Origin of the sequence: Cellulosilyticum sp. WCF-2 (assembly GCF_003990395.1) — a bacterium.
Classification (GTDB): Bacteria; Bacillota; Clostridia; order Lachnospirales; family Cellulosilyticaceae; genus Cellulosilyticum; species Cellulosilyticum lentocellum.
In genome coordinates this window covers 4459256-4472896 of record NZ_CP034675.1, presented here as the reverse complement: position 1 = coordinate 4472896, position 13641 = coordinate 4459256, and the positions used below count along the sequence as shown (strand labels likewise).

Genomic DNA, 13641 nt, shown 5'->3' with positions numbered 1-13641 from the left:
TGACATATGAAAAAACATATTTTATTAGGTGTAACAGGTGGTATTGCTTGTTATAAAATGTTAGATGTAGCTAGCAAGCTTAGAAAACTAGGATATGAAATGAATACAATCATGACTCAAAATGCCTGTGAATTTGTGGCACCTTTATCCTTTGAAACGATTACCAATAATTATGTGGTAACGGATACATTTGCTAGGCCTCATAAATGGGAAGTAGAGCATATTGCATTAGCTAAAAAAGCAGAATTAATGCTTATTGCCCCAGCTACAGCTAATATTATTGGTAAAGTAGCTCATGGTATTGCAGATGATATGCTTTCAACTACGGTTATGGCTGCTAGATGCCCCGTAGTTTTTGCCCCAGCTATGAATACAGCCATGTATGAAAATCCTATTGTACAGGAAAATATAGCGTATTTAAAAGAAAAAGGTTATTTGTTTATAGAACCTGATAAAGGCTGGCTGGCTTGTGGTGATTTAGGTGCAGGTAAATTACCAGCACCAGAGGTACTAGTAGACTACGTAACAGAGCTATTAGAAAATAGAAGTGATCTTGGGTCAGAAGCAGAGCAGGATTTAAAGGACAAGCACGTTTTAATAACAGCAGGGCCTACTATTGAAGCTATTGATCCAATGCGTTATATTACCAATCATTCTTCAGGAAAAATGGGATATGCTATTGCTAAGGATGCAGTAAGTAGAGGTGCCAAAGTCATTCTGGTTTCTGGTGTTACTCAGCTAGAGTGTCCTGAAGGAGTGGAACGCGTTAATGTAAAAAGTGCTAGAGATATGTATGAAGCTGTTCATCAGCATTTTGAATGGGCTGATGTGGTTATCAAAACAGCGGCTGTAGCAGATTATAGACCGAAGGCTATAAGTGAGCATAAGATTAAGAAAGATAATAGTCATTTAACCTTAGAATTAGTACCTAATCCAGACATTCTTCAAAGTTTAGGTGAGAAGAAAACCCATCAGGTATTAGTTGGATTTGCGGCAGAGACACAAAATGTGCTAGAATATGCAAAGGAAAAAATCACTAAAAAGCACCTAGACTTTATTGTGGCTAACAATATAGCTGAGGATGGCGCTGGCTTTAAAGGGGATACTAATATTGCTACCATTATTGAAAGTAGCGGAGCGGTTACTGCTTATGAGCAAATGTCGAAGCTTCAGTTAGGTCATGTTATTTTAGATAAAGTAAAAGCTTATTTATAAGATAAAAAGCGGTGTTGCAAAGAGGATTTGCAGCACCCTTTTTGAAAGCTTAGGGAGTTTTAATTTGAGTAGCAAGGAGAGAAAACATTTATGTTATTAGCGATAGACATAGGAAATACCAACATTGTTATGGGGGTTATGAAGGGACTAGAATTAATTTCCAGCTTTCGATTAACGACTCAAACTCCACGTACGTCAGATGAATATGGTATTATGATGGTTGAGATGTTAAGACAAAAGGAAATTAAAATCCAAGATATTACAGCTGTCATTATATCCTCAGTTGTACCTGATATTATGTATTCCTTTAATAATGGCATCAAAAGATATTTACGTCAGAAACCTCTTATTGTAGGTCCGGGGCTTAAAACAGGACTAGCTGTTAGAACGGATAATCCAAGAGAAGTAGGAGCAGACCGTATTGTCAATTGTGTAGCTACCTATGAACTTTATGGGGGGCCTTGTATGGCAATAGACTTTGGAACTTCTACTACCTATGATATTGTTAATGCAAAAGGTGAATTTATAGGAGGACTTATTACTCCTGGTATTCGTATTTGTGCTGATGCCCTTTGGCAAAGAGCGGCACAACTGCCACATATGGAAATTAAGAAAACTAAAGGTATCTTAGATTGTAAAAACACCACTACCAGTATGCAATCTGGTTTAGTTTATGGTTATATTGGGCAAATTGAATACATTGTTAAAAAGGTTAAAGAAGAAATGCAATGTGATGACTTAAAAGTAATTGCTACAGGAGGCCTTGCTAAAATTATTCAAGATGGTACAAGTGTCATCGAAAAATATGATGGTATCCTGACGCTTAAAGGTCTTGCACTCATATATGAAAAAAATAGATAGGATGATTAAAAAATGAAGTTTGGTACAGTAGAAACACCCAATAATGTGTTTCTTGCACCTATGGCAGGCATTACAGACTTGCCCTTTAGATTGATTTGTAAAGAATTTGGTGTGGGAATGATGACCACAGAAATGGTCAGTGCCAAGGGGTTACTTTATGAAAATGGTAAAACCAATGATCTTTTATATATAGATCCAAAAGAACATCCCATAGGCGCACAGCTTTTTGGTAGTGACCCTAAAATATTAAGTGAAATGGCAAAACAAGTGGAACAAAGTGATGTGGATTTCATAGATATTAATATGGGGTGCCCAGCACCTAAAATTACTAAAAATGGTGAAGGGTCGGCGCTACTAAAAAATCCGGAGCTTATCGGAGAGATTGTTTATGCTGTAGCTAAGGCACTAACGAAGCCGCTTACTGTTAAGATTAGAAAAGGCTTTAATGATGAAATGGTTAATGCAGTAGAAGTGGCAAAGATTATTGAAGAAGCAGGGGCTAGTGCCATTGCTCTTCATGGCAGAACGAGAGAGCAATTTTATAGTGGCAGCGCTGACTGGGATATTATTAAGGAAGTAAAGCAGCATATCCATATTCCACTTATAGGAAATGGTGATATTAGAACACCGCAAGATGCTAAACGCATGTTAGATTATACCGGTTGTGATGCAGTACTTATTGCTAGAGCAGCTCAAGGTAACCCTTGGATCTTCAAAAGAACAGTTCATTATTTAGAAACAGGCGAACTTTTGCCAGAGCCTACCTTTGAAGAACGTGTACCTGTTATTTTAAAGCATGCTAAGTTATTAGAAGCATACAAAGGTGAGTATGTAGGTATGAGAGAAATGAGGTCTCATCTAACCTCTTATGTAAGAGGAGTACATGGTGCAGCAGACCTACGTAGAACCTTGACTGCTATAGAAACTTATGCTGATATAGAAAGGCTTTTAGAGGCTTGTTTAAAGCGATTAGAAAGCCATGAATAAGCATGAATGTGGTCTCATAAATTGGGCAGTATAATATGAACATATACCTACGCTAGCCAAAGGTGATTAAGTTGACAATACAAGGTGTGTAAGGTATAATTGTTAAATTATAAAATGTAAAAAACATAGAGATAGACATAAGCGTTACTAAAATATATAAAATAATTAGAGGTATAAGAAAGGGAGTAAAAATATGTCAAGCAAATCAGTATTACTCACATATGAGGGGATTAAAAAGTTAGAGGCAGAACTTGAAAACTTAAAAACAACACGCCGTAATGATGTGGCTGAAAAATTAAAAGAAGCAAGAGCACAAGGCGACCTTTCTGAAAATGCTGAATATGATGCTGCTAAAGAAGAACAAGCAGAAATTGAAGTAAGAATTGTTGAACTTGAAACAATGCTTAAAAATGCTGTTGTTATTGAAGCAGAAGAAGGTGCAGTAGAGATTGTAAAACCTGGTTATACAGTAAGACTTTATGATCATACTTTTGAAGAAGAAGTAGATTACCTTATTGTAGGTTCAACAGAAGCAGATCCTGTCAATGGTAGAATTTCAAATGAATCTCCAGTAGGTGCTGCACTTATGAACCGTAGAGTAGGAGATATTGTAGAAGTTGAAACATCTGAGGGTGTTGATAAATATGAAATTTTAGGTATTACAAACTAAGCATTACAAACGAGGAGGAATCAGTAGTGTCTGATCAAAATCAAGTACAAGAACAAGTACAAGAAAACGTTAGCGAATTAATTAAAGTAAGATATGACAAACTTGCAGGTCTTCAAGAAAAAGGGAAAGATCCTTTCAAAATTACTAAGTTTGATGTAACAGCACATAGTGAAAGTGCTAAAGCACACTTTGAAAGCATCGAAAGTACCTTAGAAGAACATGAGATGTCAGAGAAAACTCATTTATCAGTAGCTGGTCGTATTATGGCTAAACGTGATATGGGTAAAGCATCTTTCATTACCATTCAAGATCAAGAAGGACGTATTCAGTCTTATGTTAGAAAAGATGAATTAGGCGATGAAGATTATGCAGATTTCAAGAAATATGATATTGGTGATATCGTAGGTATTGAGGGCTATATCTTTAGAACACAAAAAGGTGAGATTTCTGTACGTGCAAAATCTGTAACACTTTTATCTAAGAGTTTACAAATATTGCCTGAAAAATATCATGGTCTTAAAGATACAGAGATGAGATATCGTCAACGTTACGTAGACCTTATTGTGAATCCTGAAGTTAAAGATACTTTCTTAAAACGTAGTGCTATCATTCGTTCAATGAGAAACTTCTTAGATAACAAAGACTTTATCGAAGTGGAAACACCTGTACTTCACTCAATTGCAGGTGGAGCAGCTGCACGTCCATTTGTGACACACCACAATGCCTTAGATATTGATATGTACATGAGAATTGCACCAGAACTTAAGTTAAAACGCTTAATCGTAGGTGGTTTTGATCGCGTTTATGAAATCGGTAGGGTATTCCGTAACGAGGGTATGTCAATCAGACATAATCCAGAGTTTACAATTATGGAATTATATCAAGCTTTTGCTGATTACGATGATATGATGGATATTACAGAAGAAATGATTAGACACGTATGCAAAGAAGTCAATGGAACAGCAGTTATTGAGTATGATGGCGTAACAATCGACCTTGACAAACCATTTGCTAGAATTTCTATGGTAGATGCTGTTAAACAATATACAGGAGTAGACTTTAGAGCAATTAAAGATCTTGAAGAAGCTAGAGCTATTGCTAAAGAAAAACATGTTGCTTTTGAAGAACATCATATGAAAGGTGATATCCTTAACTTATTCTTTGAGGAATTTGTTGAAGAACACCTTATTCAGCCAACCTTCTTAACAGAACATCCAGTAGAAATTTCTCCTCTTTCTAAACGTAAACCATTAGACCCAGAGTACACAGAAAGATTTGAACTTTTCATCGTTGGGCGTGAACATGCTAATGCATTCTCTGAGCTTAATGATCCAATCGACCAAAGAGGTCGTTTCAAACGTCAAGAAGAGCTTAGAGCAGCTGGCGATGATGAAGCTTGTGAAATTGATGAAGACTTCTTAACAGCTTTAGAATACGGCTTACCACCAACAGGTGGCCTTGGAGTTGGTGTGGATAGACTTGTGATGCTCCTTACTAACTCAGCATCTATTAGAGATGTATTATTATTCCCAACCATGAAGAGTCTGAATTAGTGTACGGATTTATGGAACCTTATGGTAATCCATAGAAGTCCAATCGTATCCTATCGCGCCACGAAAATACCACATTTCTTAAGGATTTCTGTGGATTTCAATGGTGTTTAATGGATTCAATTAAATAACTCAACTTACCTCTATGGATTGTCAAAGACGTGGCAAATTGAGGTATAGCCGGTTCGAAAATGAACATTTTTAGGCACTCGTATTTAGTAGAAATACTGAATATGGGTGCTTTTTTACGTTTATCTAAGCTTTTTGATTCGTACACAACAATACATCCTCTTTACACGAAAGGAGGCTAATATGCCAAAGGAAAAATCTCCGCCGGTAAACTTGGATAAGTACTTGGAAGGAAGAAATCACAAGTACATGACGTATGAGAAAGCTTCTCGATTGTATGGACTGCCCTATTGGGGCTTTGTGTCCGTGGCGAAAGAAGCTAAGGCTACATGGAAGCTTAGAAAAACAGCAATTGTAGATATCGTTGTATTTGAAAAGTATCTGGAAGAACATTGCGCAATAAGCGAAGACGAAGATGTAATTAATGAGATGGAGGATTATATTATGCCTAGAACAAGAAAAGAAGTAGAAAATCTTGAGGAATTAGTGAAGTCAAAAAAGAAAAAGTATGTGAGATATGCCGAGGGAGCAGAATTGTTTTCTATGGGACTGCATAGCTTTCAGTCCCTTGCGAAAGATGCAGGAGCAATTCGTAAGGTAAAGGGTTGTGTATTGGTTAATTTGGAAAAGGTAGAGGCGTTTGTTGAATCATTTGCAGAGGAGGATTACTAAGATGGATAGAGAGAAGACTTGCAGAGTCATAGCCGTAGCAAATCAGAAGGGCGGCGTTGGAAAAACGGTTACTTGTGTGAATCTTGGTATCGGCCTTGCTAGAGAAGGCAAAAAAGTGTTGTTGATAGATGCGGATCCACAGGGTTCGCTGACTATCAGCTTAGGTTTTCCGGAACCGGACCAGATGGAGTATTCACTTGCAACTGCGATGATGAAGATTATCAATGATGAGCAGGTAGATCTGAAACAGGGAATATTACATCATGAAGAGGGTGTTGATATTCTCCCGGGCAATATCGAATTGTCCGGTTTGGAGATTTCACTGATAGGTGTAATCAGTAGAGAGACCATTCTCAGAGAGTTCATCAGTTATGCCAGAGAAAGCTATGATTATATAATTATTGATTGCATGCCATCTCTTGGCATGTTGACAATCAATGCACTTGCATCCGCAGATTCTGTACTCATTCCGGTTCAAGCTGCTTATCTTCCGGTGAAGGGTTTACAGCAGCTGATAAAGACAATTGGTAGGGTAAAACGTCAGTTGAATCCTGAACTTAAAATTGAGGGTATTCTCTTGACTATGGTTGATAACAGAACGAACTATGCGAAGGATATATCTATGCAAGTATACGAGGCATATTCTTCCAGTATCAATGTTTTCGCAGTAGAGATACCACTTTCCGTGCGAGCAGCTGAAATTAGTGCTGAAGGAAGCAGTATCTACGAATATGATCCAAAGGGAAAAGCGGCATTTGCATACACAGCATTAATCAAGGAGGTAATGCATCATGGCAGGTAGAGCAGGACAGAAAATCAAGTTGACAAGTATTGACGAGTTATTGTGTGTTCCGGAGACAGAAGGAACGATAGACTTAGATGTGAGAGCGATTTATCCTTTTGAGAATCATCCATTTAAGGTAATAGATGATGAGAAGATGGATGAACTTGTCGAGAGCATTAAGACGAATGGTTTACTAACACCAGTCCTTGTCCGACCGGATGATGAAGGTACATACGAGATGATTTCCGGTCATAGAAGATTACATGCAGCTAAGAGAGCGGGGCTGTTTCGAATTCCGGCAATCGTAAAGGAAATGACGAATGATGAAGCTACTATTGCTATGGTAGATGCTAATGTTCAAAGAGAAGAGATATTGGCAAGTGAGAGAGCGTTTTCTTTGAAGATGAAAATGGATGCTATGAACCATCGGGGTAAGAGAACTGATTTAACTTTGTCGCATGAAGAGACAAAGTTCCATACGGCAGAAAAGATTGGTGAAGCTGAAGGACTTGGCAGAGCGCAAGTACATAGATATATTCGCCTGACGGAACTGATTCCGAAGCTTCTTGATATGGTGGATGAAAAGAGATTGGCGTTATCCGTTGCAGTAGAACTTTCCTATATGAATAAGAACGTCCAACAGTGGATCTATGAGTTTATTCGTGAGAATGGAATGATTAAGCAAGAACAGCTCATGGAACTTCGCAAGTATCGTGATGATAAGAACATGACGCAGGAACAGTTGATTACTATATTGATAGGAAGTGCATCTACAGTTCCAGTCTCAAAAAAGATTACACTGAATGAAAGAAAACTACATAAGTTCTTCCCAGCATATTACTCCAAGGCAGAAATGGAACGAGTGATATTTGGACTGTTGGAACAATGGAAACAGGCGCAGGATAGTGAGGAGAATTAAAAGCATGAGAATGAATTATTTTTATGGTTCACAGGCAGACCAGTTCAATTTTATAAGAATACCAAAAGAGTTGGTGGTGGGGGAAGCTTTTTCTTCCCTCTCTGTCCAGGCAAAAATTCTCTATGGAATGCTTCTGGATAGAATGGGAATGTCGTATAAGAATAAATGGTTGGATGAAGAAAATAGAGTTTACATCGTGTATTCGCTGGATGAGATTCAGTCGGATATGAATGTGTCAAAACATAAGGCTGTTGACTGCCTGGCAGAGCTTGAAAATATCGGCTTGATAGTAAAGCGAAAAAGAGGTAAGGGTTTGCCGAATCAGATATACGTGAAGAATTTTTCTATAGCACCAGTGACTGCTTCGGTATAGAAGTGCAAAAAATGCACTTCTAGAATGATTGGAAGGAGGTAGCAAAAGTGAGCGAAAAGATAACATTTTCCTATTTTTATGGACAAGAAGCAGACATGCTCAGCTTTTATAGAATACCGAAGCTATTGTTTACGAATGATTACTTTCGAGAATTATCTACCGAGGCGAAAGTGCTGTATGGGCTAATGCTTGATAGAATGTCACTTTCCATAAAGAATAAGTGGTTTGATGTGGAGAAAAGAGCTTATATTTACTTTTCTGTAGAGGATACTATGGAAATGCTGAATTGTAAGAAGAATAAGGCTCTTGATACATTGAAAGTCTTAGAGGAATTCTGCTTGATTGAACGTAAGCGTCAGGGACAAGGGAAACCAGCAATTATTTACGTGAAATCATTTATGGAGGAGATTCCGGAGAATGTTCAGAGGTTGGAAAAACAAACTTCTGAACCGGAAGAAAAGGTTTCAGAGGTTGGAAATATAAACTTCTTGAAGTTGGAAAATCAAACTTCTGGAGGTTTGGAAAATAAACCTCTAGAGGTTGGAAAAATAAACCCTAATAATACTAAGAAGAATGATACTGAGTATAGTAATCCTGATCTAATCGTATCAGAGGATATCGGTAGCGGATTGGATGAGTATCATGCCTATGCAAATATTATTCGCGAAAACATAGAGATCGATATTCTGTATCAGCAGTATCCTTACGACAAAGAATTATTGGATGGGATTTATGATTTGATTTTGGAGACAGTACTATGTAAGGGTGGCAATGTGATTATTGCCAGTAATGAGTATCCGGTGCAGTTAGTCAAGTCAAAATTTTTGAAGCTGAACAGTTCGCATATCCAGTATGTGATGGACTGTCTGAAAGAGACTACATCCAAAGTACGTAACATCAAAAAGTATCTATTAGCGGCATTATTTAACGCACCATCGACAATGAAAAGCTATTATCAAGCAGAGGTAAATCACGATATGCCACAGTTTGCTGTGAGAGCGATTTAGTTTAAGCACATTAAGAAAGTTGAGGGAATGGACATGTATAATGATTATGAAGAATCTTTTTATTACGATAAATCAAGTTCGATAAGTTCCGATGTTTCAGGCGAGGCAATAGGTCTGGGATTAGGTCTCGGTGTCGGTTTGATATCAACGATCATATCAGGACTGCTTTTCCTGATTGCCAGAATTGATATTCTGAGTTCATCATTACTGGGATTGCTGTTTTATCTGCTGACATATAGGTTTGAATGGAATAAGCCTGTATATATCATTGGAGCTATAGCTATTGTTTCGGTATCAATGATGTTACAGCATATTTTTAAGGTGTTTCGGATTCTATATGGGATATTCACCTGTGTTGCAGTATCGCTGTTTGTCTCTGCTTTTATTGGATACAGTACAGACGCGAATATGTATAAGACTATACTGACAGGAAAGAATGTGGCACAGATTAGTAATGGAATATCCAATCCTGTCATTACCGGAATTATATACTGGCTGATAAGATTATTGATTTGCGGTGGCTGTCTGGTGGGTGCAGAAATACTTTTAGCATTCACCGGGATAAAGATTGCCGGGCTATATAAGAAATACTGCTGGGATATGATTACAATACTGGTAACACTTATAAGCATGGCAATAGCAATCTATTTTGGAGATTGGATAAAGACAGTATTGCCGATCAATCTGCTATTTTTCTTATTATTCGTGCAACTGGTATATGTTGGAATCAGGTGGTATGTAAAAGGCTGGCGGGAAACAAGGGGATATTATTAACAGTAGTGTTGGTTTATAGTTTTCAGCATATAACAAATTGGTACACTTTATAGAAAGTAAGTATCTTACGATAAAGTGCGTACTTTACAAAGATTTTTAATGATACTATGATGAAATAAACAATATTCAGCAAGGGGGGACGCTTTTATGGATTTCAAATGGCTAAATGAAGGAACAGTAAAAACAAATGGGAATAAGATAGAAATATTCGCTCCCGCACAGAGTGATTTTTTCTTTAATAATGGTGCAATTGGAGAAGAAGGAATTACACCAGAATCGTTGTGTAACGCACCTTTCTATTATACAGAGATTACAGGTGATTTTGTGATGAAAGTAAAAGTATCACATGATTTTAAGGATATCTATGATTCTGCATCTATTATGGTGATGCGGGATATGAAAAACTGGGCGAAAGCGTGTTTTGAAATGACAGATTTTGGAACACATGCAGCGGTCAGCGTTGTCACACGTAATGGAGAGTCAGACGATGCAAATGGATGCAATATTGATGGAAACACAGCATGGTTACAGGTATGTAGGTGCGGAAATTCTTTTGCATTCCATTATTCAGTTGATGGAAAGAAATTTTACATGATGAGATTTTTCAATCTTCCAGTGGACAACACTGTAAAAGTAGGGTTGCTTGCACAAGCTCCCACTGGAAACGGAGGCAACCGAATCTATTCCAACCTCACATTTGAGAAGAAAACAGTAAAGAATATCCGCATGGGCGAATAAATAACTATATGTCATTATTGTAGGCAAAAAACAGACCAAACTCTTTGAAGATTTCGGTCTGTTTTTTTACAATCTATTTTCTTCGCCCCAATCACACATTGTTTCCAGTATAGGAATAAGTGATTTTCCACGTTCTGTAAGACTATATTCAACTTTTGGTGGAATTTGCGGATATTCTTCTCTATGGACTAATTTATCTGCCTCTAATTCTTTCAAGGAAGAACTTAATGTTTTGTAAGAAATTTCATCAATGTATTTTTTCATTTCATTAAAACGAACAACTCCGAATTCAGCCAGCACATAGAGTATTGTCATTTTGTATTTTCCGTTAATTAGAGACAAGGTGTAACTAAAACCTGTACTTCTAAAGCACTCGTTTGAAATATTACGTTTCTTCATTTTACACTTTCCTTTGGGTGAGTATATTACATAAATTATAGTATCGCACCTAATTGTGCGTACTTGATTTATGTTTTATTCTTGATATTATGATAATATCAAAAGCGGGGAAAGTCAACCTCGCTATCATAAGGAGGATAAATTTTATGAGCAAAAAAATTGTTGTAATTACAGGCAGTCCTCGCAAAAAGGGAAACAGTTTTGCGATGACAGAAGCTTTTATCAAAGCAGCAGAAGAAAAAGGACATACTATAAAACGATTTGATGCTGCAATGATGAATATAAGTGGTTGTCATGCCTGCGAAACTTGCTTTAAGACAGGAAAAGCATGTTCTTTTGATGACGATTTCAATGTGATTGCCCTGGCTATTCAGGAAGCCAATGCTATTGTTTTTTCCATGCCGGTCTATTGGTACACGATTCCAGCACAGATAAAGGCTGTCATTGATAAAATGTTCTCTTTCTATCACGCAAAGATAGACCTTTCTGAAAAAGAATATGCTATCATTACTTGTTGCGAAGAAGATGATAAATCTGTTATGGATGGTATTCGAATCCCTATTGAAAAATCGGCTGCATTGTTGAAATGGAAAATGGTCGGTACGGTAATGATTCCGGCAGTTGTAAATATAGGTGATATTGACAATACAGATGGATGTGAGCAGGCAATGGCTTTAGCAGATAAATTTTAAAAATTCAATTATTGAAAAACTTTTTGGTGTTATTCAAATAGAAATTTTTTAAAATATTGGTATGGGATACAACGGCTATTATAGGCTATGGTATCCCTTTAACTAACATATATCTAAGGAATCCTCCGCATCCACCCATATCTGCATTGTACCATCAAGATACAGTTTGGCATATTCAAGCGGTTCATCAATGGCAAGTGCATTTAATGCACAGTCTGATCCGGGCGTAGTCTTTAAATCTTTCTCAGCTTCCCAACAATCAATGCGAAGCATATAGCCAGCCGAAGTATAAACATCAATGCTGTTTCGTTGAGGATTGTATTCTGCAAATATTGTTCTCATCGTATCCTATCTCCTTATTGTTCAATCAATCATTTGCGACAAAAATTAGAAGCATTTCAATCAGTTCACCATGTCACTTTTATTTTGTGTTATACTGTTTTATAGATTTTTCTTGCCCTTGTATTTGCCCTTATCAGAGTTCGTAAACACTGGTGGGACGATATAACACAAGGGAAACAATAAGGGAAAGCTCACCTGCGACAAATCCAGTGTTTTCAATGGTTTGCGGAGAATTTAATAACAAAATATAACAGTTATTAAATTTCTTAAAACAGGTGAAATCTCAATCCAAATTTGTTTAATTCCGAAAATCAGAATCTAACGCATCTAATTGCACACATTAACGTACTAAAGTAAGAAGTAAATCTGCAATGGTTATTTTAAGAACCATTGCAGATTGAAGTTTAAGAAATAATAGAAGCTTTTATATGTGACAGTAAATGTAACCATTGCAATTACATCAAATTTTTGCTATGATATTACTTGAAAAGAGGTGTGATTAAAATGCAGATTTCAAGCAGATTTACAATGGCAATTCATATGTTTGCCTGTATAGATACATTTAATGAAATGAAAATGACAAGTGATTTCATGGCAGGAAGTATAGGTACTAATCCTGTAATTATAAGAAAGCTTCTTGGCCAGCTTAAGGCTGCAGGACTTGTAGAGGTAGCAAGAGGAACCGGTGGTGTCACAATTACAAAACCACTTGATGAGATTACTTTTCTTGATGTGTATAAAGCGGTTGAATGTGCACCGGATGAAGAACTGTTTCATTTTCATGAAAACCCTAATCAGGAATGTCCTGTAGGCAGAAATATTCATCATGTTTTAGATGATAAATTAACGCAGGTTCAGAAGGCAATGGAGGATGAATTATCAAAGATTACACTTGAAGAAGTGAAAAATGATATCACGTTGTGGATAGCGAAAGAGCAGTAAGTGGTGGGCTTCGGACATAACAGGTCTGAGGCCTTTTTTAGCGATAAAAATGATGTAACAAAAAAAGTTACATTAATTTTGATGTAACCATTGACATTACAATAAAACGATGATATTATACTCCTTGGAAGATGTAACCAATGAGATTACAACAAAAACAAGGAGGCAAATGAAATGCAGAAAGTAGTAGAGTTTTTACAGGAAAATCCAGTGCAGTACCTGGCAACAGTAGGCAGAGATGGAAAGGCAAAGTGCCGCCCATTTATGTTCTGCTTCGAGAAGGATGGAAAGCTTTGGTTCTGTACTAATAACACAAAGGATGTTTATAAAGACATGCTTGAGAATCCTGAGGTAGAGATTTCCGTATCTTCTCCTTCATACGCTTGGATCAGACTTGCAGGCAAGGCAGTGTTTGAGAACAATATGGAAGTAAAAGAAGGATGTATGGCAAATCCAATTGTAAAGGGCCAGTATGGAGAGGCAACAAATCCAATCTTCGAGGTATTCTATCTCGAGAATCCTCATGGGGTGATTGCAGATTTCTCAGGTAATCCACCTTACGAATTCTAAGAATTGTAATTAACGAA

Annotated in this window: 17 protein-coding genes; 15 read left to right on the top strand and 2 right to left on the bottom strand. The window is 37.1% G+C overall.

The window, feature by feature from the left end:
- Positions 1-6 precede the first annotated feature (6 nt).
- The 12 genes from coaBC to EKH84_RS20350 all read left to right on the top strand — a co-directional run bounded on the left by coaBC (position 7) and on the right by EKH84_RS20350 (position 10679).
- Entirely contained in the window at positions 7-1215 is a 1209-nt protein-coding gene (gene coaBC, locus EKH84_RS20405) for a bifunctional phosphopantothenoylcysteine decarboxylase/phosphopantothenate--cysteine ligase CoaBC (RefSeq protein ID WP_127067716.1), read from the top strand.
- A 90-nt stretch (positions 1216-1305) separates the two neighbouring features.
- Positions 1306-2076: a type III pantothenate kinase gene (locus EKH84_RS20400; protein WP_013658344.1), complete on the top strand. Its 771-nt coding sequence runs from the start codon at positions 1306-1308 to the stop codon at positions 2074-2076.
- A gap of 12 nt (positions 2077-2088) precedes the next feature.
- Positions 2089-3063 carry a tRNA dihydrouridine synthase DusB gene (gene dusB, locus EKH84_RS20395; RefSeq protein ID WP_127067715.1) on the top strand — a complete coding sequence of 325 codons (975 nt, stop codon included), beginning with the start codon at positions 2089-2091 and terminating at the stop codon, positions 3061-3063.
- Positions 3064-3256: 193 nt separating this feature from the next.
- Entirely contained in the window at positions 3257-3733 is a 477-nt protein-coding gene (greA, locus tag EKH84_RS20390) for a transcription elongation factor GreA (RefSeq protein ID WP_013658342.1), read from the top strand.
- Between the two features lie 26 nt (positions 3734-3759).
- Positions 3760-5286, top strand: a complete 1527-nt coding sequence (gene lysS / locus EKH84_RS20385; RefSeq protein WP_127067714.1) for a lysine--tRNA ligase — start codon at positions 3760-3762, stop codon at positions 5284-5286.
- 309 nt (positions 5287-5595) lie between these two features.
- The gene (locus tag EKH84_RS22775; protein WP_330547566.1) at positions 5596-6084 is read left to right on the top strand and encodes a DUF6462 family protein; all 489 of its coding nucleotides are present in this window, start codon (positions 5596-5598) and stop codon (positions 6082-6084) included.
- 1 nt (position 6085) lies between these two features.
- Positions 6086-6886, top strand: coding sequence for a ParA family protein (locus tag EKH84_RS20375; protein WP_127067713.1), 801 nt, complete (start codon positions 6086-6088; stop codon positions 6884-6886).
- Entirely contained in the window at positions 6876-7787 is a 912-nt protein-coding gene (locus EKH84_RS20370) for a ParB/RepB/Spo0J family partition protein (RefSeq protein ID WP_127067712.1), read from the top strand. Before EKH84_RS20375 ends, EKH84_RS20370 begins: the two co-directional genes overlap by 11 nt.
- 4 nt (positions 7788-7791) lie before the next feature.
- Positions 7792-8160, top strand: a complete 369-nt coding sequence (locus EKH84_RS20365; protein ID WP_127067711.1) for a replication initiator protein A — start codon at positions 7792-7794, stop codon at positions 8158-8160.
- Positions 8161-8207: 47 nt separating this feature from the next.
- Entirely contained in the window at positions 8208-9167 is a 960-nt protein-coding gene (locus tag EKH84_RS20360; protein WP_127067710.1) for a DUF6017 domain-containing protein, read from the top strand.
- A gap of 33 nt (positions 9168-9200) precedes the next feature.
- A complete protein-coding gene (locus tag EKH84_RS22580) occupies positions 9201-9941 on the top strand; it encodes a DUF6040 family protein (protein ID WP_243118621.1) in 741 nt (246 codons plus the stop codon).
- Positions 9942-10088: 147 nt separating this feature from the next.
- Entirely contained in the window at positions 10089-10679 is a 591-nt protein-coding gene (locus EKH84_RS20350) for a DUF1349 domain-containing protein (RefSeq protein WP_127067709.1), read from the top strand.
- A 66-nt stretch (positions 10680-10745) separates the two neighbouring features.
- On the opposite strand, the gene EKH84_RS20345 is transcribed toward EKH84_RS20350, so the two are convergent.
- A complete protein-coding gene (locus EKH84_RS20345) occupies positions 10746-11078 on the bottom strand; it encodes a winged helix-turn-helix transcriptional regulator (RefSeq protein ID WP_127067708.1) in 333 nt (110 codons plus the stop codon).
- A 146-nt stretch (positions 11079-11224) separates the two neighbouring features.
- Here EKH84_RS20345 and EKH84_RS20340 point away from each other — a divergent pair, with 146 nt between their 5' ends.
- Entirely contained in the window at positions 11225-11770 is a 546-nt protein-coding gene (locus tag EKH84_RS20340) for a flavodoxin family protein (RefSeq protein ID WP_127067707.1), read from the top strand.
- Positions 11771-11872: 102 nt separating this feature from the next.
- On the opposite strand, the gene EKH84_RS20335 is transcribed toward EKH84_RS20340, so the two are convergent.
- Entirely contained in the window at positions 11873-12112 is a 240-nt protein-coding gene (locus tag EKH84_RS20335; protein WP_127067706.1) for a DUF6061 family protein, read from the bottom strand.
- 504 nt (positions 12113-12616) lie between these two features.
- On the opposite strand from EKH84_RS20335, the gene EKH84_RS20330 reads away from it, so the two are divergent.
- Together EKH84_RS20330 and EKH84_RS20325 are read left to right on the top strand one after the other, a co-directional pair.
- Positions 12617-13054 carry an Rrf2 family transcriptional regulator gene (locus EKH84_RS20330; protein WP_127067705.1) on the top strand — a complete coding sequence of 146 codons (438 nt, stop codon included), beginning with the start codon at positions 12617-12619 and terminating at the stop codon, positions 13052-13054.
- A gap of 174 nt (positions 13055-13228) precedes the next feature.
- Positions 13229-13624, top strand: coding sequence for a pyridoxamine 5'-phosphate oxidase family protein (locus EKH84_RS20325; RefSeq protein WP_127067704.1), 396 nt, complete (start codon positions 13229-13231; stop codon positions 13622-13624).
- Positions 13625-13641 lie beyond the last annotated feature (17 nt).